Origin of the sequence: Streptomyces sp. NBC_00569 (assembly GCF_036345255.1) — a bacterium.
Taxonomy (GTDB): Bacteria; Actinomycetota; Actinomycetes; order Streptomycetales; family Streptomycetaceae; genus Streptomyces.
Genome location: NZ_CP107783.1, coordinates 6359602 through 6381619 on the forward strand (window position 1 = coordinate 6359602; position 22018 = coordinate 6381619).

Annotated in this window: 17 protein-coding genes; 11 read left to right on the forward strand and 6 right to left on the reverse strand. The window is 72.2% G+C overall.

What is annotated here, in order from left to right; translation table 11 throughout:
* Positions 1-11 precede the first annotated feature (11 nt).
* The 4 genes from iolB to OHO83_RS28670 all read left to right on the forward strand — a co-directional run bounded on the left by iolB (position 12) and on the right by OHO83_RS28670 (position 6107).
* A complete protein-coding gene (iolB, locus tag OHO83_RS28655; RefSeq protein ID WP_266676351.1) occupies positions 12-821 on the forward strand; it encodes a 5-deoxy-glucuronate isomerase in 810 nt (269 codons plus the stop codon).
* Complete coding sequence (gene iolD / locus OHO83_RS28660; protein WP_266670695.1) at positions 818-2686, forward strand: 3D-(3,5/4)-trihydroxycyclohexane-1,2-dione acylhydrolase (decyclizing); 1869 nt, start codon at positions 818-820, stop codon at positions 2684-2686. Before iolB ends, iolD begins: the two co-directional genes overlap by 4 nt.
* 52 nt (positions 2687-2738) lie before the next feature.
* On the forward strand, positions 2739-4250 hold the full coding sequence (gene mmsA, locus OHO83_RS28665) for a CoA-acylating methylmalonate-semialdehyde dehydrogenase (RefSeq protein WP_266670694.1): 1512 nt from the start codon (positions 2739-2741) through the stop codon (positions 4248-4250).
* Between the two features lie 447 nt (positions 4251-4697).
* On the forward strand, positions 4698-6107 hold the full coding sequence (locus OHO83_RS28670) for an APC family permease (protein ID WP_330279923.1): 1410 nt from the start codon (positions 4698-4700) through the stop codon (positions 6105-6107).
* A 25-nt stretch (positions 6108-6132) separates the two neighbouring features.
* Here the strand turns inward: OHO83_RS28670 and OHO83_RS28675 are convergent, their stop codons facing one another.
* Positions 6133-6552, reverse strand: coding sequence for a GNAT family N-acetyltransferase (locus OHO83_RS28675; RefSeq protein ID WP_330279924.1), 420 nt, complete (start codon positions 6550-6552; stop codon positions 6133-6135).
* A gap of 115 nt (positions 6553-6667) precedes the next feature.
* Between OHO83_RS28675 and OHO83_RS28680 the strand changes: the two genes are divergently transcribed.
* The 5 genes from OHO83_RS28680 to OHO83_RS28700 all read left to right on the forward strand — a co-directional run bounded on the left by OHO83_RS28680 (position 6668) and on the right by OHO83_RS28700 (position 14352).
* Positions 6668-9454 carry an alpha/beta fold hydrolase gene (locus OHO83_RS28680; protein WP_330279925.1) on the forward strand — a complete coding sequence of 929 codons (2787 nt, stop codon included), beginning with the start codon at positions 6668-6670 and terminating at the stop codon, positions 9452-9454.
* On the forward strand, positions 9451-10314 hold the full coding sequence (locus tag OHO83_RS28685; protein WP_329435136.1) for an ABC transporter permease: 864 nt from the start codon (positions 9451-9453) through the stop codon (positions 10312-10314). The genes OHO83_RS28680 and OHO83_RS28685 overlap by 4 nt, the downstream gene beginning before the upstream one ends.
* A 150-nt stretch (positions 10315-10464) precedes the next feature.
* Complete coding sequence (locus OHO83_RS28690) at positions 10465-12090, forward strand: vWA domain-containing protein (protein WP_330279926.1); 1626 nt, start codon at positions 10465-10467, stop codon at positions 12088-12090.
* A 278-nt stretch (positions 12091-12368) separates the two neighbouring features.
* Entirely contained in the window at positions 12369-12509 is a 141-nt protein-coding gene (locus tag OHO83_RS28695) for a hypothetical protein (protein ID WP_266670688.1), read from the forward strand.
* Between the two features lie 106 nt (positions 12510-12615).
* Positions 12616-14352, forward strand: a complete 1737-nt coding sequence (locus OHO83_RS28700) for an ABC transporter ATP-binding protein (protein WP_329435138.1) — start codon at positions 12616-12618, stop codon at positions 14350-14352.
* Here the strand turns inward: OHO83_RS28700 and OHO83_RS28705 are convergent.
* Together OHO83_RS28705 and OHO83_RS28710 are read right to left on the reverse strand one after the other, a co-directional pair.
* The gene (locus OHO83_RS28705) at positions 14349-15323 is read right to left on the reverse strand and encodes an aldo/keto reductase (protein ID WP_329435140.1); all 975 of its coding nucleotides are present in this window, start codon (positions 15321-15323) and stop codon (positions 14349-14351) included. The genes OHO83_RS28700 and OHO83_RS28705 overlap by 4 nt on opposite strands.
* Positions 15324-15345: 22 nt before the next feature.
* Positions 15346-15825 (reverse strand): SCP2 sterol-binding domain-containing protein, encoded by a 480-nt coding sequence (locus OHO83_RS28710; RefSeq protein WP_266670685.1) that lies wholly within the window; start codon positions 15823-15825, stop codon positions 15346-15348.
* Positions 15826-15911: 86 nt separating this feature from the next.
* Between OHO83_RS28710 and OHO83_RS28715 the strand changes: the two genes are divergently transcribed.
* Together OHO83_RS28715 and OHO83_RS28720 are read left to right on the forward strand one after the other, a co-directional pair.
* Positions 15912-16634, forward strand: a complete 723-nt coding sequence (locus tag OHO83_RS28715; protein WP_323186871.1) for a TetR/AcrR family transcriptional regulator — start codon at positions 15912-15914, stop codon at positions 16632-16634.
* 152 nt (positions 16635-16786) lie between these two features.
* Positions 16787-18727 carry an AMP-dependent synthetase/ligase gene (locus OHO83_RS28720; RefSeq protein WP_330279927.1) on the forward strand — a complete coding sequence of 647 codons (1941 nt, stop codon included), beginning with the start codon at positions 16787-16789 and terminating at the stop codon, positions 18725-18727.
* On the opposite strand, the gene OHO83_RS28725 is transcribed toward OHO83_RS28720, so the two are convergent.
* The 3 genes from OHO83_RS28725 to OHO83_RS28735 form a co-directional block, all read right to left on the reverse strand.
* On the reverse strand, positions 18715-19242 hold the full coding sequence (locus OHO83_RS28725; RefSeq protein WP_329435142.1) for a TetR/AcrR family transcriptional regulator: 528 nt from the start codon (positions 19240-19242) through the stop codon (positions 18715-18717). The genes OHO83_RS28720 and OHO83_RS28725 overlap by 13 nt on opposite strands.
* A gap of 127 nt (positions 19243-19369) precedes the next feature.
* Complete coding sequence (locus tag OHO83_RS28730) at positions 19370-21028, reverse strand: phytoene desaturase family protein (RefSeq protein ID WP_330279928.1); 1659 nt, start codon at positions 21026-21028, stop codon at positions 19370-19372.
* Positions 21025-22005 (reverse strand): ACP S-malonyltransferase, encoded by a 981-nt coding sequence (locus tag OHO83_RS28735; protein WP_329435144.1) that lies wholly within the window; start codon positions 22003-22005, stop codon positions 21025-21027. The genes OHO83_RS28730 and OHO83_RS28735 overlap by 4 nt, the downstream gene beginning before the upstream one ends.
* Between the last annotated feature and the right edge of the window lie 13 nt (positions 22006-22018).

Consider the following 22018-nt stretch of genomic DNA (forward strand, 5'->3'; position numbering starts at 1 on the left):
ACAGGGACCTCATGAACCCGTACCTGCCCCGGGGGAGCGCCGCCGACGGGCCCTACGCCCTGGCCGTCGGCCCGGAGCGGGCCGGCTGGTCCCGCGCGGGGCTGCGAGTGATCGAACTGAGGCCCGGACAGACCCACGATCTGGCCACCGGTGCGAGTGAATGGATCGTGCTGCCCTTGACGGGTGGTTGCACGGTGCGCACGGGAGGCCGGATCATCGAACTGCTGGGCCGGGAGAGCGTGTTCGGCGGGGTCAGCGACTTCGCGTACGTGCCCCGCGACGCCCATGCGCAGATCGCCTCCGGCGCGGGAGGCCGCTTCGCCCTGGCAGGAGCGAAGTGCGAGCGTCAGCTCCCCGCCCGCTACGGCCCCGCGCCGGAGGTTCCCGTCGAGCACCGAGGCTCCGGCACCAGCGCCCGCCAGGTGCGCAACTTCGCGTCCGCCGACGCCTTCGAGTGCGACCAGCTCATCGCCGTCGAAGTGATCACGCCCGGCGGGAACTGGTCCTCGTACCCGCCCCACAAGCACGACGAGCACCGGCCGGGCGTCGAGACCGAGCTGGAGGAGATCTACTACTTCGAGATCGAGGGGCCCGGCGGGTACGGGTACCAGCGCGTCTCGCCGTCCAGGCCCGGCGGCACCGACCTGCTCGCCGAGGTCCGTACGGGCGACGCAGTCCTCGTCCCCGACGGGTGGCACGGCCCGTCGATCGCGCAGCCGGGGCACACCATGTACTACCTGAACGTGATGGCGGGACCGGGCGAGGAGCGGGAGTGGCGGATCTGCTTCCACCCCGATCACCTGACGGAGGGATACCGATGACGCGGCTCACCACAGCACAGGCCCTCGTGCGGTTCCTGTCCCGGCAGTACACCGAGCGCGACGGCGAGCGGCGCCGCCTGATCGACGCCACCTGGGGCATCTTCGGGCACGGGAACGTCGCCGGGATCGGCCAGGCCCTCCTGGAGTACGCCGACGACATGCCGTACCACCAGGGCCGCAACGAACAGGCCATGGTGCACGCGGCCGTCGGCTTCGCCCGGCAGAGCGGCCGGCTCGCCGCGCAGGCCGTTACCACGTCCATCGGGCCCGGCGCCACCAACCTCGTCACCGGCGCCGCCCTCGCCACCGTCAACCACCTGCCCGTCCTGCTGCTGCCCGGCGACACCTTCGCGACCCGGCCCGCCGACCCCGTGCTGCAGCAGCTCGAAGTCCCGTACGCGGGCGACGTGTCGGTCAACGACTGTCTGCGTCCCGTCTCCAGGTACTTCGACCGGATCACCCGGCCCGAGGCCCTCGTTCCGGCGGCCCTCGCCGCGATGCGCGTCCTCGCCGACCCGGTCGACACGGGCGCGGTCACCCTCGCGCTGCCGCAGGACGTGCAGGCCGAGGCGTACGACTGGCCCGACGCCTTCTTCGACGAGCGGGTGTGGGGTGTGCGCAGGCCCGCGCCCGACCCGCGCGAGCTGGACGAGGCCGTCCGCGCGGTGCGCGCCGCGCGCAGGCCGCTGCTCGTCGCGGGCGGCGGCGTGCACCACAGCCGCGCCGAGGAGGCGCTGAAGGAGTTCGCTGACGCGACCGGGATCCCCGTCGCGTCCACCCAGGCCGGCAAGGGCTCCCTGCGCTGGGACCACCCCTCGGACGTCGGCGGCGTCGGCCACACCGGCACCGCGACCGCGAACGAACTCGCCCGCACCGCCGACCTCGTCATCGGCGTCGGCACCCGCTACACCGACTTCACGACCGCGTCCGGCACCCTCTTCGGCTCCGGCGGCGTGCGCTTCCTCAACCTCAACATCGCGGCCTTCGACAGCCACAAGATGGCAGCCCTGCCGCTGGTCGCGGACGCCCGCACCGGCCTGGAGGGGCTCACGGCCGGACTCCGCGGCCACCGCGCGGAGCCCTCGTACGTCATGGAGTACTCCGACGACAAGGAGCGCTGGGAGTACCGCGTCGACGCCTGCTTCACGGCCGACGACGACCTGGTGCACCCCACCCAGCCCCAGGTGCTCGGCGCCCTCGACGAACTCGTCACCGAGGACGACATCCTGATCAACGCGGCCGGTTCGCTCCCCGGCGACCTGCACAAACTGTGGCGGGCCCGGTCCCGCGACCAGTACCACGTCGAGTACGGCTACTCCTGCATGGGCTACGAGATCCCCGCCGCGATCGGCGTCTCGCTCGCCGCTCCGGGCCGGCCGGTGTGGGCGCTCGTCGGCGACGGCACGTATCTGATGATGCCGACCGAGATCGTCACCGCCGTCCAGGAGAACATCCCGGTCAAAGTGGTACTCCTGCAGAACCACGGGTACGCGTCCATCGGCGGCCTCTCGGTCTCCGTGGGCGGCGAGGGGTTCGGTACGGGCTACCGCTTCCCGGCCGCCGACGGCACGTACACGGGCGCCCCGCTGCCCGTCGACCTCGCGGCGAACGCGGCCAGCCTCGGCATGACGGTGCTGCGCGCGAAAACCGTTCGTGATCTGCGGGAAGCCCTCGCGGCGGCGCGTGCGGCGGACGGTCCCACATGTGTCTACGTGGAGACCGAAACGGCAGACACAGTGTCGGGCGCGCCCCCCGCGCAGGCGTGGTGGGATGTGCCCGTGGCCGAGACAGCGACCCGACCGTCGGCGGTCAAGGCCCGCGAGGAGTACGACCGGCACGTCACCGCCCGGCGCCGCCGGCTGTGAATGAACGCGAGACACCCGAAACACCCGTAGGACCCCAAAGGAGCTTGCCCTCATGACGACCGACGTCAAGACCGTCAACCACTGGATCGGCGGGAAGACCGTCGAGGGTGTCTCGGGCAATTTCGGCCCGGTCACCGACCCCGCGACCGGCGCTGTCACGACGCAGGTCGCCTTCGCCGATGTCGACGAGGTCGACGCCGCGGTCGCCTCGGCCAAGGCCGCGTACGCGACGTGGGGCACCTCGTCCCTTGCCAAGCGCACCGCGATCCTCTTCAAGTTCCGCGCGCTGCTCGACGCCAACCGCGACGCGATCGCCGAGCTGATCACCGCCGAGCACGGCAAGGTCCACTCGGACGCGCTCGGCGAGGTCGCCCGCGGCCTGGAGATCGTGGACCTGGCCTGCGGCATCACCGTGCAGCTGAAGGGCGAGCTGTCCACCGAGGTCGCCTCGCGCGTCGACGTGTCGTCGATCCGCCAGCCGCTCGGCGTCGTCGCCGGCATCACGCCGTTCAACTTCCCGGCCATGGTGCCGATGTGGATGTTCCCGCTCGCCATCGCGTGCGGCAACACCTTCGTGCTGAAGCCGTCGGAGAAGGACCCGTCGGCGTCCATGAAGATCGCCGAGCTGCTCTCCGAGGCCGGCCTGCCCGACGGTGTCTTCAACGTCCTGCACGGTGACAAGGTCGCCGTGGACCGCCTCCTGGAGCACCCGGACGTCGCGGCCGTCTCCTTCGTGGGCTCGACCCCGATCGCCCGCCACATCCACACCACGGCCTCCGCCAACGGCAAGCGCGTGCAGGCGCTCGGCGGCGCCAAGAACCACATGCTGGTCCTGCCCGACGCCGACCTGGACGCCGCCGCCGACGCCGCGGTCTCCGCCGCGTACGGCTCCGCGGGCGAGCGCTGCATGGCCATCTCGGCCGTCGTGGCCGTGGGCTCCGTCGCCGACGAGCTCGTCGCGAAGATCAAGGACCGCGCCGAGAAGATCAAGATCGGCCCCGGCAACGACCCGACCTCGGAGATGGGCCCGCTCATCACCGCCGCGCACCGCGACAAGGTGGCGTCCTACGTCACCGGCGCCGCGGCCGACGGCTGCGAGGTCGTCCTCGACGGCACCGGCTACACGGTCGAGGGCCACGAGGACGGCCACTGGATCGGCCTCTCCCTGCTCGACCGCGTCCCCACGACCGCCAAGGCCTACCAGGACGAGATCTTCGGCCCGGTGCTCTGCGTGCTGCGCGTCGACACGTACGAGGAGGGCGTGGCGCTCATGAACGCCTCGCCGTTCGGCAACGGCACCGCGATCTTCACCCGGGACGGCGGGGCCGCCCGCCGCTTCCAGCTGGAGATCGAGGCGGGCATGGTCGGCGTGAACGTGCCGATCCCGGTGCCGGTGGGCTATCACTCCTTCGGTGGCTGGAAGGACTCGCTCTTCGGCGACCACCACATCTACGGCAACGACGGCACGCACTTCTACACCCGAGGCAAGGTCGTCACGACGCGCTGGCCCGACCCGTCCGACGCCCCCGCGGGCGTCGACCTGGGCTTCCCGCGCAACCACTGAGGTCCCGGCAGTACCAGGTGCCCCGGCCGCCGCGCAGCGCGGCCGGGGCACCTCTGCGTGGGCCGGGGGCGCCGGGGGAGTGTCCGGAGTGCGGACGAATTCAGACGGACTTCGGAGTGTGGGCTGCGGTTCCCGTACGTAGGGGATGTATCGGGTGTCCCAGACGGCACGGCCTGTTCGCCTGGGAAAGCAAGGTCATTAATCCGGAACTCCTGATGGAATGCACTTGCTGCGGCGAACCGGCTTGGAAGTGACCACAGTTGGATCACGTGTCCGGTGCGGAATCCGCAGCTAAACGGCCGTTGACGTTCCGGATTTCGCACGGTGCAATGACGCGCCGGGAGCGGACGAACAACCCCCCATCGCGACAGCCCTTCGGAGGCGATAGCGCTCCCGGCCCGAGTATCGGAAACATCTGCCGCACGAGTCGATCGGAACCGCTCCTCCATGTCCGACACGCTTCGCACCAGCCCCACGACCGTCACCGAGGAGCCCCTCGGCAACACGGCCAGTCCCCAGAAGCTCAAGCGTTCCATCGGCGTCGTCGGCGGCACCCTGCTCACGCTCTCGTGCGTGACGCCCGCCTCCACGCTCTTCGTGGTCGTCCCCGACCTGTTCTCCTCGCTCGGCACCGCCACCGCGCTCACCATCGCGATCGGCTCGCTGCTCTGCATAGCCGTCGCGTTCTGCTACTCGGAGCTGGGCACCCTGATCCCCAGCGCGGGCGGCGAGTACGCCATGGTGTCGACGCTCGCGGGCCGCCTCGCCGGCTGGCTCGTCTTCGTGCTCTCGCTGCTCGTCGTCATGATCGTGCCGCCCGTCATCGCGATGGGCACCGCGGACTACCTCGCCCCGCTCGTGCACCTGCCCGCCGCCGGCGCCGGCGCGGGCGTCATGCTCCTCGCCACTCTCGCGGGCCTGCTCGACCTGCGCGCCAACGCCTGGATCACCGGCATCTTCCTCGTCCTCGAGGTCATCGCCGCCGGAGTCGTCGCCGTCCTCGGCTTCGCCCACTCCGAGCGCGGCGCCGGCTCCCTCGTCGACCTGCACGTCTCCGGGGCGGGCGGCCACACCGACACCGTCACCGCGATGCTGATCATCTCCGGGCTCGCCATCGCCCTCTTCATCACGCAGGGCTTCTCGACCGCGGTCTACCTCTCCGAGGAGCTGGAGAACCCGCGCCGCAACGTGGCCCGCACGGTGCTCGCGACCCTCGCCATCTCCACCGTGGTCATCCTGGTGCCGGTCGTCGCCATCACCATGGGCGCCCCCGACCTCGCCGCCCTCACCAGCGGCGACATCAGCGGCATGGTCGAGGCCTGGTCCAACTCCGCCGTCGGCACGTTCGTCAGCCTCTGCGTCGCCCTCGCGATCATCAACGCGGGCATCGTCATGGTCATCCAGAACTCCCGCGTCCTGTTCGCCTCCGCCCGCGACAAGTCCTGGCCCGAGCCGGTCAACAACGCGCTCTCCAAGCTCGGCCGCTTCGGCTCCCCGTGGGTCGCGACCCTCGTCGTGGGCGTGCCCGGCGCGGCCCTCTGCTTCGTCAACCTCGACACCCTGTACGGCGTGACCGGCGTCTCCGTCACCGGCATGTACCTCCTGGTCGCCGTGGCCGCGCTGCTCGCCCGCCGCGGCTCCCACCGCGACCAGCCGGCCTGGCGCATGCCACTGTGGCCCGCGGTGCCGCTGGTCCTGATCGCCGTGCTCGCCTACATCCTCAGCCAGCAGGAGGTCTCCTACCTGCTGTGGACCGGCGGCATCACCGCCGCGGCCACCCTCTACTGGGCGCTCTACCTGCGGCCGCGCAAGGACACCCGCTGGCTGGTGTCGATCCCCGAGGACGAGCAGGCCTGAGCCTCAGCCCCGCCCCGGGCGGCGCTCAGACGAACGACCACTCGACGACGGAGCACCCACCGCCGTCCCGGCCGCCCGCGCCGCGATACGTCGCGAGCGCGGGCGCGTTGTCCGTGTCCACGCCGACCCACATCCCGTAACAGCCCCGCTCCCTGGCCAGCGCCGCCAGCGCCTCGACCAGGGAGCGGCCGATGCCACGGCGCCGGTACGCCTCGGCCACCGACAGCTCGTACAGGAACATCTCCACCCCCTTGTCCGGGTGAATCGTCTCGACCCCGCTGACGAAGCCCACGGCCTCGTCGTCCTCGTAAGCCAGGAAGAGATGGTGGCCCGGGGTCAGAAGAAAGCGGGCCGACCACTCAGGAACGGCGGGCCCGTCGAACAGGGGCCCGGCGGCGGTCAGTTCGTCGACGGTGCGCGCACGGCGGATGCCGGAATTCTGCATGACGCTTCGTACCACGAGCGGTGTACGCGAAGGCGGGACCCTACTCCCCGGGGAGGTCCGGCGGTTCAGCCCGGGGGCTGCCCCCGTTGTCCGCGGTCGCCCGTACCGTTGACGCATGGATCTACGACTGACCGGACCGCGGGCCAGGCCACGGCGGTGGGCGGCCGCCGCCGCTGCCGTCGTGGTGCTCGCGGGCGCAGGCACGTGGACGGCCGCGGCCGCCTCGGACGACGCGCCCCCCGTGCAGCGCCGCGACAAGGTGATGGACACGGGCGGAGCCAGGATCGACACGTCGTACTTCACGACGCCCGGATCCGAGCGCCGCCCCGCCGTCCTGCTCGCCCACGGCTTCGGCGCCAGCAAGGACGAGCTGCGCGCCCAGGCCGAGGGCCTCGCCCGCGACGGATACGCCGTGCTGACCTGGTCGGCGCGCGGCTTCGGCCGCTCCACGGGCAAGATCGGGCTCAACGACCCGAAGGGCGAGGTCGCCGACGCGTCCCGGCTCATCGACTGGCTGGCGAAGCGGCCCGAGGTGCAGCTCGACAAGAAGGGCGACCCGCGCGTCGGCGTCACCGGCGCCTCGTACGGCGGAGCGGTCTCGCTGCTAGCCGCCGGGTACGACGACCGGGTCGACGCCATCGCCCCGCAGATCACGTACTGGAACCTCGCCGACGCGCTGTTCCCCCAGGGCGTCTTCAAGAAGCTCTGGGCGGGGCTCTTCATCAACACCGGCGGCGGCTGCGACCGGTTCGAGCCGCAGCTGTGCCGCATGTACGAACGCGTCGCCGAGGCCGGGAAGCCGGACGCCGCGGCCCGCGCTCTCCTCGAGGAGCGCTCGCCGATCGCCGTCGGCAAGCACATCAAGGTGCCCACGCTCCTGATGCAGGGCCAGACGGACTCCCTGTTCCCCCTCGGCCAGGCCGACGCGGCCGCCAAGGCGATCCGGGCCAACGGCGCGCCCGTCGACGTCGACTGGATCGCGGGCGGTCACGACGGCGGAGACCGCGAGACGGGGCGCGTCGAGGCCCGCGTCGACTCCTGGTTCGACCGCTATCTGAAGGACGACAAGGCGGCCGACACCGGCCCCGCCTTCCGCGTCACCCGCACCGGAGGCATCGACTCCACCGACGGCGCCGCTCAGCTGCGCGGTGCGAGCAGCGACGCGTACCCGGGCCTCGCGAACGACCCGCGGCGCGTGCCGCTGGCCGGGCGCGAGCAGCACGTCGGCAACCCCGCAGGGGCCAGCCCGCCCGCCATCTCGAACCTGCCGGGGCTCGGAGGCGGCGGCGGTGGCGGGCTCGGCCAGCTCTCCTCCCTGGGCGTCGGCCTCTCCCTCGACTTCCCCGGCCAGTTCGCCCACTTCGAGTCGGCGCCCCTGCGCGACGACCTGCACGTCACGGGATCCCCGACGGTGACGGTGCACGTCGCGTCCGACAGCGACGACGCCGTCCTGTTCGGCAAGGTGTACGACGTCGCGCCCGGCGGCGGGTCCCAGCCGGTGCTGCCCTCCCAACTCACCTCACCCGTACGGGTGGTGGGATCCGGAACCGGTGGTGGCAAGGACGTCACGCTCACGCTCCCCGCCATCGACCACGAAGTGCAGAAGGGGCACCGCCTGCGCCTCGTCCTGTCCTCCACGGACCTCGGCTACGCGTCCCCGACTCACCCCGCCACGTACACCGTCTCCCTCAAGAGCGACCTGTCCGTGCCCACCGCACCCGCCGTGCGCACGGCCGCCGCGCCGCTGCCCGCCTGGGTGTGGTGGCTGCCTCTCGCCGGCGTCCTGGCGGCGCTCGCCCTGCTGCTCACCGGCCGCCGCCGCGCGAGCGCGGGAGCCCCCGACCCGGACCTCGCCGAGGTCCCGCTCCAGATCACCGACCTGAGCAAGAAGTACGCGAAGTCCGCCGACCGGTACGCGGTCCGTGACCTGTCCTTCCACGTGGAGAAGGGCCAGGTCCTCGGCCTCCTCGGGCCGAACGGCGCGGGCAAGACCACGACCCTGCGCATGCTGATGGGCCTCATCAGGCCCGACGGCGGCGAGATCCGTGTCTTCGGGCACGCCATCAGGCCGGGGGCACCCGTTCTGTCGCGGGTCGGCGCGTTCGTCGAGGGCGCGGGCTTCCTGCCGCACCTGTCCGGCCGGGAGAACCTGGAGCTGTACTGGGCGGCCACCGGCCGCCCCGCCGAGGACGCGCACCTGGAAGAGGCCCTGGAGATCGCCGGGCTCGGCGACGCCCTGGCCCGCGCCGTGCGCACCTACTCGCAGGGCATGCGCCAGCGGCTCGCCCTCGCGCAGGCCATGCTGGGCCTGCCCGATCTCCTCATCCTCGACGAGCCGACGAACGGCCTCGACCCGCCCCAGATCCGCGAGATGCGCGAGGTGATGATCCGGTACGCGGCCGCGGGCCGCACGGTCATCGTCTCCAGCCATCTCCTCGCCGAGGTCGAGCAGACCTGCACGCACCTGGTGGTCATGGACCGCGGCCGCCTGGTGCAGGCGGGACCGGTCGCCGACATCATCGGCTCCGGCGACACCCTCCTGGCCGGGCTCGCGGCGGACATCTCCGACGCGCTGGTGGAGAAGGTGGCGGCGCTGCCCGGCGTGGAGTCGGCGGCCAGGGCGGAGGGCGGACTCCTGGTCCGTCTCGCCGCCCCGGCGCACGCGGGTGTCCCGGCGACGCTTCCGGCGGTTCCCGCGGCGGTCGCCACGGAGAGCGCCCCGGCGGCGCCCGAGGACCCGGCTCGGTCCGCGGTCCTCATGCCTCCCGCCGGCGACCGGGAGACGGCCGCCGCCAGGCTCCTCGCCGAGCTGGTCCGGCTCGACGTGCCGGTCGCATCGCTCGGCCCGCACCGCCGCCTCGAAGACGCGTTCCTGACCCTGATCGGAGGCGAAGCCGGATGACCGCGCTCGTCGAGTCCCCCGAGGTGGCGCCCGGATACCGCGCGCGCCGCACCCTGCCCCTGCGGGTCGAGGCCGTACGCCAGCTGAAGCGGCGGCGCACGCTCGTCATGGGCGCCGTCCTCGCCCTGCTGCCGTTCGTCCTGGTCGTCGCGTTCGCCATCGGCGGCGACCCGGGCGCGCGCAACGGCCGGGTGACGCTGATGGACACGGCCACCGCGTCCGGCGCCAACTTCGCGGCGACATGCCTGTTCGTCTCGGCCGGGTTCCTGCTCGTGATCCCGGTGGCCCTGTTCTGCGGGGACACGGTCGCCTCCGAGGCCGGCTGGTCCAGCCTGCGCTACCTCCTCGCGGCGCCCGTGCCCCGCGCCCGCCTCCTGTGGAGCAAGCTCACCGTCGCGCTCACCCTCAGCCTCGCCGCGATGGTCCTGCTGCCCGTCGTCGCCCTCGCGGTCGGCACGGCAGCGTACGGCTGGGGTCCGCTGGAGATCCCGACCGGCGGCGCGCTCCCCGCGGGCACGGCTACGCAGCGGCTGCTCGTCGTGATCGCGTACATCTTCGTGTCCCAACTGGTCACCGCGGGGCTCGCGTTCTGGCTGTCGACGAAGACGGACGCGCCGCTCGGCGCGGTCGGCGGCGCGGTCGGGCTCACCATCGTGGGCAATGTGCTCGACGCGGTGACGGCGCTCGGCGACTGGCGCGACTTCCTGCCCGCGCACTGGCAGTTCGCGTGGGCGGACGCCATCCAGCCGCGCCTGGAGTGGGGCGGCATGATCCAGGGGACGGCCGTCTCGGTAACGTACGCCGTCGTCCTGTTCGCCCTGGCCTTCCGGGGATTTCGCCGCAAGGACATCGTCTCGTAGGTCTCCGGAGGATCACCCTCCGGCCTCGGCGGGCCCCCTCCGTAGCCGCATCGAGATTCATCCGCAACGCCACCGACTGCTCGTTCCGGTCGTCTCGGACGTCACATTCACAAGTGCTGACGCAGCGATCGGCGAACCGAGGGGGCACGGATGAGGCCTGACAGCGAGCACCGGGCAGGGGACCGCGACCGTACGCGGGCACCGGCGCGGGCGCGAAGGCGGCCGCGCGCGCGGACACGGGCACGGGCGGCCGGCCTGCTCGCGGCGGCGCTCGTGGGCGGGCTCCTCGTCACCGGGTGCGCCGGCGGGGGCGGCGGCTCCTCGTCGGACGGCAGCAAGGCGCGGCGCACGGGCCCGCTGCCCGCGCCCGCCCCGGCCCGCCCGTCCGCACCCGCGCCGACCGCGCCGGGCACCGAGGCCGACGGCGAGCAGCGCGACATCGCGCCGACCGACACCCCGTCGCCGACGCCCGCGGACTACCTCTCCACGTTCGCCCTGGACGTCGACACCGCGTCCTACGGCTACGCCCGCCGCACCCTCGCCGACGGGCGCCTGCCCGACCCGAAGACCGTGCGGCCCGAGGAGTTCATCAACAGCTTCCGCCAGGACTACCCGCGTCCCGAGGGCGACGGCTTCTCCGTGACGGCCGACGGGGCCCGCGCCGGCGAGGAGGGCTGGTCCTTCCTTCGCATCGGTCTCGCCACCGGCCCGGCGGCCCCGGCGTCCGAGCGCCCGCCCGCCGCGCTCACCTTCGTCATCGATGTCTCCGGCTCCATGGCCGAACCCGGCAGGCTCGACCTGGTCAAGCAGTCTCTCGGTGTCATGACCGACCAACTGCGCTCCGACGACTCACTCGCCCTCGTCACCTTCAGCGACACGGCCGAGACGGTGCTGCCGATGACCCGCGTCGGCGGCAGCCGGGAGCGGGTCCACGACGCGATCGACAGCCTGGAGCCCAGGTCCTCCACGAACCTCGACGCGGGCGTCCGCACCGGCTACGACACCGCGGTCGAGGGAGCGCGCCCCGGCGCCACCAACCGCGTCGTCCTTCTCTCCGACGCCCTCGCCAACACCGGTGAGACCGACGCAGACGCGATCCTCGACCGGATCTCCGACGCCCGCCGCGAGCACGGCATCACGCTGTTCGGCGTAGGGGTCGGCAGCGAGTACGGCGACGCCCTGATGGAGCGCCTCGCCGACAAGGGCGACGGCCACACGACGTACGTCTCCACGCCCGAGGAGGCCCGGAAGGTCTTCTGCGACGAGCTGCCGCAGAACATCGAACTGCGCGCCCGTGAGGCCAAGGCGCAGGTCGCCTTCGACCCGCAGACCGTGCAGCGGTTCCGGCTCATCGGCTACGACGACCGGCAGGTCGCCGACGACGACTACCGCGACGACCGCGTGGACGGCGGCGAGGTCGGCCCCGGCCACACCGTGACGGCGCTGTACGCGGTACGGCTGCGCCCGGGCGCGAGCGGCCACGTCGCGACGGCGGGCGTGCGCTGGCTGGACCCCGACACGCGGGCCCCGCACGAGGAGACGGCCCAGATCGAGGCGTCCGCGCTGGACACGGACGTATGGCGCTCGAACCACGGCCTCCAACTGACGGCCACGGCGGCCTACTTCGCGGACGCCCTGAGGCAGGGCGCGCTGCCAGGAGCCCCCACGCTGCCCCAACTGGCGTCGCGCGCGGACAAGTTGGCCCGCGCGACGGAGGACAAGGGCGTGCGGCAGCTCGCGGAAGCGATACGCCGGGCCGACGGCCTGCAGAACTGAGAGCCGGGAATATCGAAGGCCGAAGCTGTCATTTCGCCCTGTAAGTTCTGGGTGAATATCGCGGCGGAGTCATCGGCCGCGGAATGGGGCGCCGTAAATTCTGTGTGAATGGCTGTTCAGTTCCTGAAGGGTGATGAGAATTGAACTCAGACGTAACTGATCGAGTTCTCATCCCATTTGGTCATTCCGGGGCGGGAGCCCGCGTAATGTTTTCCGTGTCGAAGCCGAACAGGGCTTACGGCAAACGGAAAAGCGTCACCGAGAAAGGGACAACCCTCATGAGCTTCCACAAGATCGCCCCCGTCAAGAAGACCCGCAAGCCCGGCGCGAAGCCGGCCGCCGCACACCAGGCGGCGCCCAAGCCGAAGCAGCGGCCCCGCCGCCGTCCGGTCGGCAACAAGGCCGGCAAGGACTGCTGAACCGTGCCGTCGAGGCGGGCCCCGGGCGTGTGCCGGGGGCCCGCCTCGGCCGTGTTCACAGTGCGGACGAACAGAGTTGAGGAAGTCGGATGGGTTGGGGGAGTTGATGGAGCGCAAAAGCACAGGTGCCCGTCAGGCGTTCCGGCGTTTCTGGCCGTTGACGCGTGGTGACCGCAGATGGCTGTTCCTGATCATTTTCTGCGTCGTGGTCGCCGCGCTCGCCGAGACAGCCGCGATCCTGATTTTCGCGAATCTCACCGACCATGCGCTGACCGCGGGATCGCTCTCCGCATTCTGGGTGCCCGCCGCACAGTGGCTCGGTGTCGCCGTGATCGGCGCCGCGGTCGGGTATGCCGGGAACTCGCTCGCCGTATGGACCGCGGAGCGGTTCGTCCTGCGGCTGCGCGCCGGTGTGTTCCGTCATGTGCAGGGGCTGCCCCCGCACTTCTTCCAGAAGCACCGGCAGGGCGATCTCGTCGAGCGGCTCACCGGTGATGTCGAGGCCATCGAACAGATGGTGGTGTCCGGCGTGGTCGGCACCGTTTCCGCGTTGTTCTCCGCCGTCTTCTACATGGCCGCTGCCCTCTGGCTCCGCTGGGACCTCGCCCTCGTCACCTTCCTGCTCGCCCCTCTCTTCCTCGTCGCCGCCCGCCGCTTCGCCGGCCGCATCAGGTCCGCGGCCCGTGACGAGCGCGCCGCCGACGGCGCCATCACCTCGGTCGTGGAGGAGTCCCTCGGCAACGTCGTCCTCACCCAGGCCTACAACCTGCGCCGGGACGAGGAGCGCCGGCTCGACCGGGAGGCCCGTGCGTGGCTGCGCGCCTCCGTGCGCGGCGCCCGCGCGAGCGAGCTGTACGAGCAGTTCGTCGAGGTCGTCGAGACGCTGTGCGTGCTGGCCGTCATCGGATGCGGCGCCTGGGAGATCGCCGCGGGCCGTATGACACTCGGCGATCTGCTCGCCTTCGCGGCCTTCATCGGCTACCTCTACCCGCCGATCCGCAGCCTCGGGCAGCTGGGCCTCACGCTCACCGCCGCCACGGCCGGAGCGGAACGGATCCAGGAGGTCCTGGACGCCGAGCCCGCCGTGACCGACCCCGTCTCACCCCGGCCGGCCTGGCCCGTGCACGGCCGCATCAGCCTGGAGAGCGTCTCCTTCCGCTACCCGGACGCTCCCGCGGACTCGCTGGCAGAGGTGTCACTGACCGCCGAGCCCGGCGAACTCGTCCTGATCACAGGGGAAAGCGGAGCGGGCAAGTCGACCCTCTCCAAGCTGCTGCTGCGCTTCTACGACCCGACGGCGGGGACCGTACGCCTCGACGGGGTGCCGCTCACCGACGTACCGCTGGAGTTCCTCCGCGAGAACGTGGCCCTGCTGCCCCAGGAGACCCTCGTCCTGCACGGCACCATCCGCGAGAACATCGCCTGCGGCCTCCCGGGCGCCGGCGAGCGGGAGATCCGTCGGGCCGCGGTGGACGCGGCCGCCCACGAGTTCATCACCGGCCTGCCCGAGGGCTACGACACCCGGATCGCCCCGGGCACCGCCGCCCTCTCCGGCGGCCAGCTGCAGCGCATCGCCATCGCCCGCGCCATGCTGCGCGGCGCCCCCGTCCTCGTTCTCGACGAGCCGACCGCCGGACTCGACGCGCTGGCCGCACGACGCGTGGTGCAGCCGCTGCGCCGGCTGATGGCGGGCCGTACGACCATCGTGATCACCCACGATCTGGCGCTGGCGCCGGACGCGGACCGCATTCTCGTCGTCGACCGCGGCCGTCTCGTGGAGTGCGGTACGCACAGGGAACTCCTCGCCCGGGGCGGGGCGTACGCGCGGCTGCGCAGTGCCTAGGGCAGCGCCGCCCCCCGAGCCGACACCCACAGCTCGTACCACTCCTCGTGGGTGAGTTCGGGGTCACGGACGGCGGCGTCGCGGCAGGCGCGGATGCGGGTGGGGTTCGCCGTGCCGATGACCGGGGCGATGCGGGCCGGGTGGCGCTGGAGCCACCACAGGATGATCGTCTCCGGGGTGGTGTGCTTCTTCTCGGCCAGGGCCGTGACCAGCTGCGCCGTGGCGTATTCGGCGGGGGTCGCCTCGCGGCCCGTGTAGCTGCCCTGGGCGAGCGGGCCCCACGCCTGGAGGCGGATCCCGTGGGTGGCGCAGTGTTCCAGGGTGCCGAGCGGGAAGCCGTTCGCTGCGGCCTCGGGCGTGTTCACCAGCACCCCGGCCTCCACCCAGTCCCGGCTCTTCAGGCTCATCTCCAGCTGGTTGGCGACGAGCGGGAAGTCCAGGTGGGCCTGGAGGTGGGCGATCTGGTGGGCGTTCATGTTGGAGACGCCGAAACTCCTGACGAGGCCCTGCTCCTGGAGCGAGGTGAGGGCCTTGGCCACTTCGCCCGGGTCCGCCAGCGGGTCGGGGCGGTGCAGCAGCAGGACGTCGACGTGGTCGGTCCGCAGCCGGGTCAGGCTCTCCTCGACGCACCGCACGATGCGGGCGCCGCTCAGGTCGTACACCCCGGGGCGGTCGCCGTCGGCGAGGCGGATCCCGCACTTGGTCTGTACGGTGATGCGCTCGCGCAGCCCGGGCGTCCGGGCGAGCACCTCGCCGAACACGGCCTCGGCCTTGCCGTCGCGGTAGATGTCGGCGTGGTCGAACGCGGTGATGCCGCTGTCGAGGGCCGCCTGCACGGCGGCCTCGGCGGCGTCGATGTCGGCGGCCTTGTAGGGCGCGGAGTCCCAACTCCCGCCCAGCCCCATGCATCCGTAGATCAGCCGGTCCTGGTCGGTGTGCGCGTGCGGGTGCGCGTGCGGTGTCGTGGTCACCCCGGCAGAGTAGGCCCCGCCGTCACGGCTTGGGGATGTCGAAGTAGCGGTTGAGGCCCGCGGCGAGGGCGACATCGCCGGTGATCCTGACCTTGCGCGTCATGAACATCATGACGGGGCTCTGATTGCCCGAGACCAGTTTCAGGAAGTCCGCGTCGCCCATGGCGAGCGTGACGCGCGGCGTGGCGTCCGAGCGTCCCTCGGTGACCGTGCAGGTCCCGTCCGCGATCGCCGTCTCGTACACGGCCTCCGCCTGGTCCGCGGCGCTCGTGACCTTCCAGCGGATCAGGGCCTGGAGCGAGCCCGCGGCGTCCGGCTTGAACTGCCGCTCCATGCGCGCGAAGACCTCTTTGAGGATGCGGGCCCGCAGCTCGCCGTCCCGCGCCATCCGGTCGATCTCCTTGGCGGACAGGCCCTTCACGATCTTCGCGAACTGCTCGGGCGTGACCGCCGAGAAGTCGAGGCCGGCAATTCCGTCACGCGTGCCTGCGCCCTCGCTCATGGAACCCTCCGTGTACCGAAACTGCTTACCATTCAGTAAACTTACCAATCGGTAAGGTTACGGCCGGGACAGATGGGCTGACAAGCGTGACGGGTACAACGGGCGATCCGGCAGAAGGCCACGGGGGGCTCGGTGTGCCTTCCGGGGTGCGCGGTGGCGGACCGGGCGCCGCCGGCCGACGGCGCCGCGTCCCACGCCGCGAACGTGAGCAGCAGATGATCGACGTCGCCGTGCGGGTCTTCGCCAGGCGCGGGTACCACGCCGCGTCCGTCGACGAGATCGCCGAACTCGCCGGGGTCTCCAAGCCGATGGTCTATCTCTACCTCGACTCCAAGGAAGGGCTGTTCCTGGCATGCCTGCGCCGGGAGTCGGACCGGCTCGTCGCCGCGTTCCAGGGGGCGGCGCGGGCGGGCGGCGAGCCCGAGGAGCGGCTCTACGCGGGGCTCGCCGCGTTCTTCGCGTTCGTCGCCGGACACCGTGACTCCTGGGTCGTCCTGCACCGCCAGGCCTCCGAGCTCAGCGCCGCCATCGCCGCCGCGGTCGCGGAGGCGCGCCGGGCCGTCATGGCCGAGGTCGCGGGCCTGGTCGGGGACGGCATCGCGGACAGCGGGCGGGGAGCCCTGCTCGACGCCGAGGACGCCGACTTCGTGGCGCACGCGCTCGTCGGCGCCGCGGACGCGCTCACCGACTGGATGGAGCGCCACCCGGGCCAGTCGCCGAACGGGGTCGCGCTGCGGCTGATGAACATGGTGTGGGTGGGGATGCGGCACGTCCTCGACGGCGAGGTCTGGACCCCGCGCGACGCCTGACCGCACAGGATCCCCTCACCCCGCGCAGTCCGGTCGCGTCGGCCCCATTGAATTTCCTTTACGCGTGAGTAAGTTGACGGCCGAGTAAGTCTGTAAGTCTGCGTGGGACGAGCGAGACGCAGGGATCACGTCAGCCGCGACCTGGAGCCGTCATGGGCGTACGCAAGGATCTTCAACGGGCACAGCAGCGCACCGACTTGACGGACCGGGCCGCCGTCGAGACCGTCAAGGACGAGCACGGAACCGTGCGCGAGGTGCGCACGGCCTCCCTCGCCGCGGACCCCGGCGGGAGCACGCCCGCCGACATCCCCTTCACGAACGCCGCCGAGGCGCCCGACGCCGTGGTCCTGCGGCGCAAGGAGGGCGAGCACTGGCGTCCCGTCACGGCGGCGGCCTTCGTGCGTGAGGTGACCGCAGCGGCCAAGGGGCTGATCGCGGGCGGCCTCGAACCCGGCGGGCGCGTCGCCCTCATGTCCCGTACGCGCTACGAGTGGACCGTCCTCGACTTCGCCATCTGGGCGGCCGGCGGGCAGACCGTACCCGTCTACGCCACCTCGTCGGCCGAACAGATCGAGTGGATCGTCCGGGACTCGGGCGCGCGCCATCTGATCACCGAGACACCCGGGAACACGGCCACCGCACGGGCCGCGCTCGCCGCGCTGCCCGAGGAGGAGCGTCCGCGCTGCTGGGAACTGGACGCGGGCGCCGTACTCGAACTCGCCACCCTGGGAAGGGAGATGGACGACGACGAGGTGACGAAGCGGCGTGCCGCCCTCACCCCCGACACCGTCGCGACCGTCTGCTACACCTCCGGGACCACCGGGAAGCCGAAGGGCTGCGTCCTCACCCACGCCAATCTGCACGCCGAGGCCGCGAACACGGTGGAGCTGCTGCACCCCATCTTCAAGGAGGTGACCGGACAGGTCGCCTCGACGCTGCTGTTCCTGCCCCTGGCGCACATCCTCGGCCGCACCATCCAGATCTCCTGCATGCTCGCCCGTATCGAGCTGGGCCACTGCCCCGGCATCAAGCCCGACGAGCTGCGGCCCCAACTGCGCTCGTTCCGGCCGACGTTCGTCGTCGGGGTGCCGTACCTCTTCGAGAAGATCCACGACACGGGCCGGGCCACCGCGGAGAAGCTCGGCCGCGGTGCGTCCTTCGACCGGGCCGACCGGATCGCGGTGAACTACGGCGAGGCGCACATGGCCCGCTTTCTCGCCCGCGGCAGGGAGCCCCGCGGCAAGGGCCCTTCCCTCGGTCTCAGGGCGGCCCGCGGCCTCTACGACCTGCTGGTGTTCCGCCGCGTGCGCAAGGAGCTCGGCGGGCGCCTGCGCTACGCGATCAGCGGCGGCTCCCCCCTCGACCGGCGCCTCAACCTCTTCTTCTACGCCGCCGGGATCCTCGTCTACGAGGGGTACGGCCTGACGGAGACCAGCGCCGCCGCCACGATCACTCCGCCGCTCGCCCCGCGCCCCGGGACGGTCGGCCTCCCGGTGCCGGGCACGGCCGTCCGGATCGCCGACGACGGGGAGGTGCTCGTCAAGGGCGGCATCGTGTTCGGCGGATACCGGAACAACCCCGAGGCGACGGCGGAGGTGCTCGACGGCGGCTGGTTCGCCACCGGTGACCTGGGGGCCCTCGACGAGGACGGCTATCTCACCATCACCGGCCGCAAGAAGGACATCATCGTCACCTCCGGCGGAAAGAACGTCTCGCCGGCCGTCCTGGAGGACCGGCTGCGCAGCCGCCCGCCGGTCGGCCAGTGCATCGTCGTGGGCGACAACCGTTCCCACGTCGCCGCGCTGATCACACTGGAGCCGGAGGCGGTCGCGCACTGGCTGTCCGTACGGAAGATGCCCGCCCACACCCCGATGGCCGACGTCGTCCGCGACCCGCGGATGATCGCGGCGGTGCAGCAGGCCGTCGACTATGCGAACGAGGCGGTCTCGCGGGCCGAGTCCATCCGCCGATTCGCCCTGGTGGACGGCGAGTTCACCGAGGACAACGGGCTGCTCACCCCCTCGTTGAAGATCAAGCGGCATGCGGTCGCGGCCGCGTACGAGCGGGAGATCGAGGACCTCTACCGGCGCTGACCGCCCGCCGCCGGAACCGGAACCGGGATCGGAGCCGGTGCCGCGATCGGAGTCCGGAGCGGGGGCGCTGCGGGCGGCAGGCCGTGGGCGAAGAGCGCGGCGAGTTCGGCGGGTGTGGCGCCCGTGCGCTCGCCGGCCAGGTCCCACAGGTCCAGCCAGCCGCGCCGGACCCGCGCGGCGAAGGCGTCCTGGCCCGGCGACGCGGCCGTGGCGGCGGCCTGGAGCAGCATGAGGGTGACGTCCCGGTCGGCGCGCAGCTCCGCGTACGCCCGGGACATCCCCTCCAGAGTCGCGGGCGCCTCGCCCAGGGCCTGGGCGAGGCGTCGGAAACAGCTATCGGTGGCCGCCTCGAACAGGGCGTGCTTGGTCGGGAAGAAGCGGAACAGGTACGGCTGCGACACCCCGGCCCGCCGCGCGATCGCCTCCGTCGACGTGCCGTGGAACCCGCGCCGGGCGAACTCGGCGAACGCGGCCCGCACGACGGCCTCCCGCCGCGCGCCGGCGCTCAGCCGCATCGCGTGCTCACCCCGCGTCGCCCGCACACGCCGGCTCGGCAGCGGCCGATACGGGCCACGATCAGGGTGGGCATCTGGGGTCTCCTCATCGGGGGTCTCCACATCAGAGGTCTTCTTGTGGGTCGGTTCAGAGCGGGACGTCGTCTCCCTTGGACACATCCAGCGGATCCCAGCCCTCGCCTCGCTCCGGGAGCAGGGACGGAGCCGACAGGACGGATCCGGTGTGCACCTCGTGCATCAGGCGGCGGTCCAGGATCCGGCCCGCGCAGGCGATGCCGCTGACCGCCGAGCCCGTGATGCCGTTGCCGTAGCGGGTGTCCGCGCCGGCGATGTAGAGGCCCTCGACGAAGGTCGCCGAGTCCGGGCGGGCCCCGGCCGCGCCCCAGTGAGCCATGCCGAAGGGCGTACCGCCGCTGGAGAGCGTGTAGCGCTCGTGGGTGAGGGGAGTCGCGGTCTCCAGGTGCGTGATGTGACCGCGCAGCGGGCCGAGCAGCTCCTCCGCCGCGTCCAGGACCGCGTCCGTGAGGCGGGCCTTCTCTTTCTGGTACGCGGGGTTGCGGCGGTACTTCTCGCCGTCCGCAGGGCCCGTACTCACGCCCCACTGCTCGAAGCCGGGCGGGCACAGCGTCATCAGCTGGAAGTTGGAGTGGCCCGGAGGGCAGATGCGAGGGGTGACGTCGTCCTTGCCGGAGGCGAACGACGCGAAGAGGAAGTCCGAGCCGCCCTCCACGGTCCCGGCGCGCAGCCCCGCGTAGAACCGCTCGATGTCGTCGCCGCGGTACCACCACAGGTTGGCGTGCTGTCCGACGTCCCGGTCGAGAGCCACGTAGACCGCCGCCCAGGGGAGCGCCATCCGCGCGTCGCGCGTCTTGGCGGCGAGGCGGCGCGGCAGGTTCCGCGCGCCGACGAGGTCCAGCATGGTGCGCCGGTAGTCGGCGTTCGAGACGACGACCGGGGCGGGCGCGCGGCTGCCGTCGGCGAACTCGACACCGCGCGTACGGCCCTCCTCGACGGCGATCCGCGTCACCCTGCTGTACGTGCGCAGCGCGCCGCCGTGCGCGCGGATCACCTCGAGGAGGCCGGCCGCGAGCATCTGGCCGCCGCCCTGCGGGTAGTAGGCGCCCCGGATGTAGTGGTCGGTGACCGTGGCGTGCAGGGCGACGGTCGCCTCGTCGGGCGCCATGCCGTAGTTCGGCGACTGGGCGGCGAGCAGCGTACGGGCCCGTGGCGACAGGCCGCAGTGGTCGAACAGCTCGGTCAGGGTGCGGCGCCCCCAGGCCACCGACTGCGGTGCCTGCTGCGGGAGTTCGGACATCGGGAGGTCCTCGGCGGCGACGATCGCGTCCCGCCGCTCGGTGCCGAGCCCCGCCACGACGTCGAGGAACGCGTCGATCCCCGCCGCGTCGGCCGGACACGCCTCCTGGAGCCGCTTGCGGTACGTCGCCCAGTCCGCCGGCATGTCGAGCGTGGCTCCGGGGATCACGATGCGGTCGAAGCCGTCCGGGTTCATCTCGCGGTACGTGAGCCGCTCGCGCAGGCCGAGCCCGCCCAGGACCGCGGGCAGCAGCCCGTCCGGTCCGCAGTCGCCGAGATAGTGCACGCCGACGTCGAACTCGTAGGCGCGGCGCCTGCGGAACACATGGCTGTTGCCGCCCGCGACGCCGCCCTGCTCGGCGACCAGGACCCGCTTCCCGGAGACCGCGAGATACGCGGCGCAGACAAGACCGCCGATGCCGGAGCCGACGACGACCGCGTCCCAGCTGTCCGGAGCCTGCGTGAAGTTCATGCCACGCTCCGGGTCGGCGTCGACGGAAGCGGAGCCGGCACCGCGGGCAGCTGCCCCGGTTCGCCGACCGTGAGCCGGGAGACGCGCGGCGCGGTCTTGCGGGCCAGGCCCGTGAGCGTACGGCCGGGACCGATCTCGACGAACATGTCGCAGTGCAGCTCGTCGGCCATCGTGCGCACCGAGTCCGTCCAGCGCACCGGGGACGTCAGCTGCCGCCTCAGGAGCTCGGGCCAGCCGTCGGAACCGCGGTAGGGGCGGGCATCGACGTTCGCCACGACCGGCGCGAAGCCGTGCAGGAACTCGGTCCTCGCGAGCGCCCGCTCGAACGACACGGCCGCCGGGGCCATCAGCGGCGTATGGAAGGCGCCGCCCACCGGGATCGACACGACCCGCGCCGCCCCCAGCTCCACGGCCACCGCCGAGCACCGCTCCACAGCCTCGGCCTCGCCCGAAAGGACCGTCTGCTGCGGCGAGTTGAGATTTGCGACCCAGACCCGGCCGCCGTCCTCGCGCACATACGCGGCGGCCTTCTCCAGTTCACCGGCGGACAGCCCGAGGACCACGGCCATCGTGCCGGGCGCGTCCGCGCACGCCTTGCGCATCGCCTCGCCGCGCGCCGCGACGAGCCGTACGCCGTCCTCGAAACCGATGACACCGGCCGCGACGAGCGCCGCGTACTCGCCGAGGCTGTGGCCCGCGCACACCAGGGGGCGGCCCGCGGCGGGCAGGACCTGCCGCAGCTCGCTCAGGATCACCATCTCCAGGACGAACGTGGCGAGCTGCGCGTTGTCGGTGCGCCGCAGATACGCGTCGTCGGCGCGGAGCAGCAGTTCCACCACGTCACGCCCGGACACCTCGCTCGCCCGCTCGGCCAGGAACCAGCCGGGGCTCGACGCCCATGGCCGGCCCATTCCCGCCTGCTGCGCGCCCTGCCCCGGAAACACCAGAGCCAATCGCGGACCTGTCATCTCGTCCATCGCCTTCTTCTGT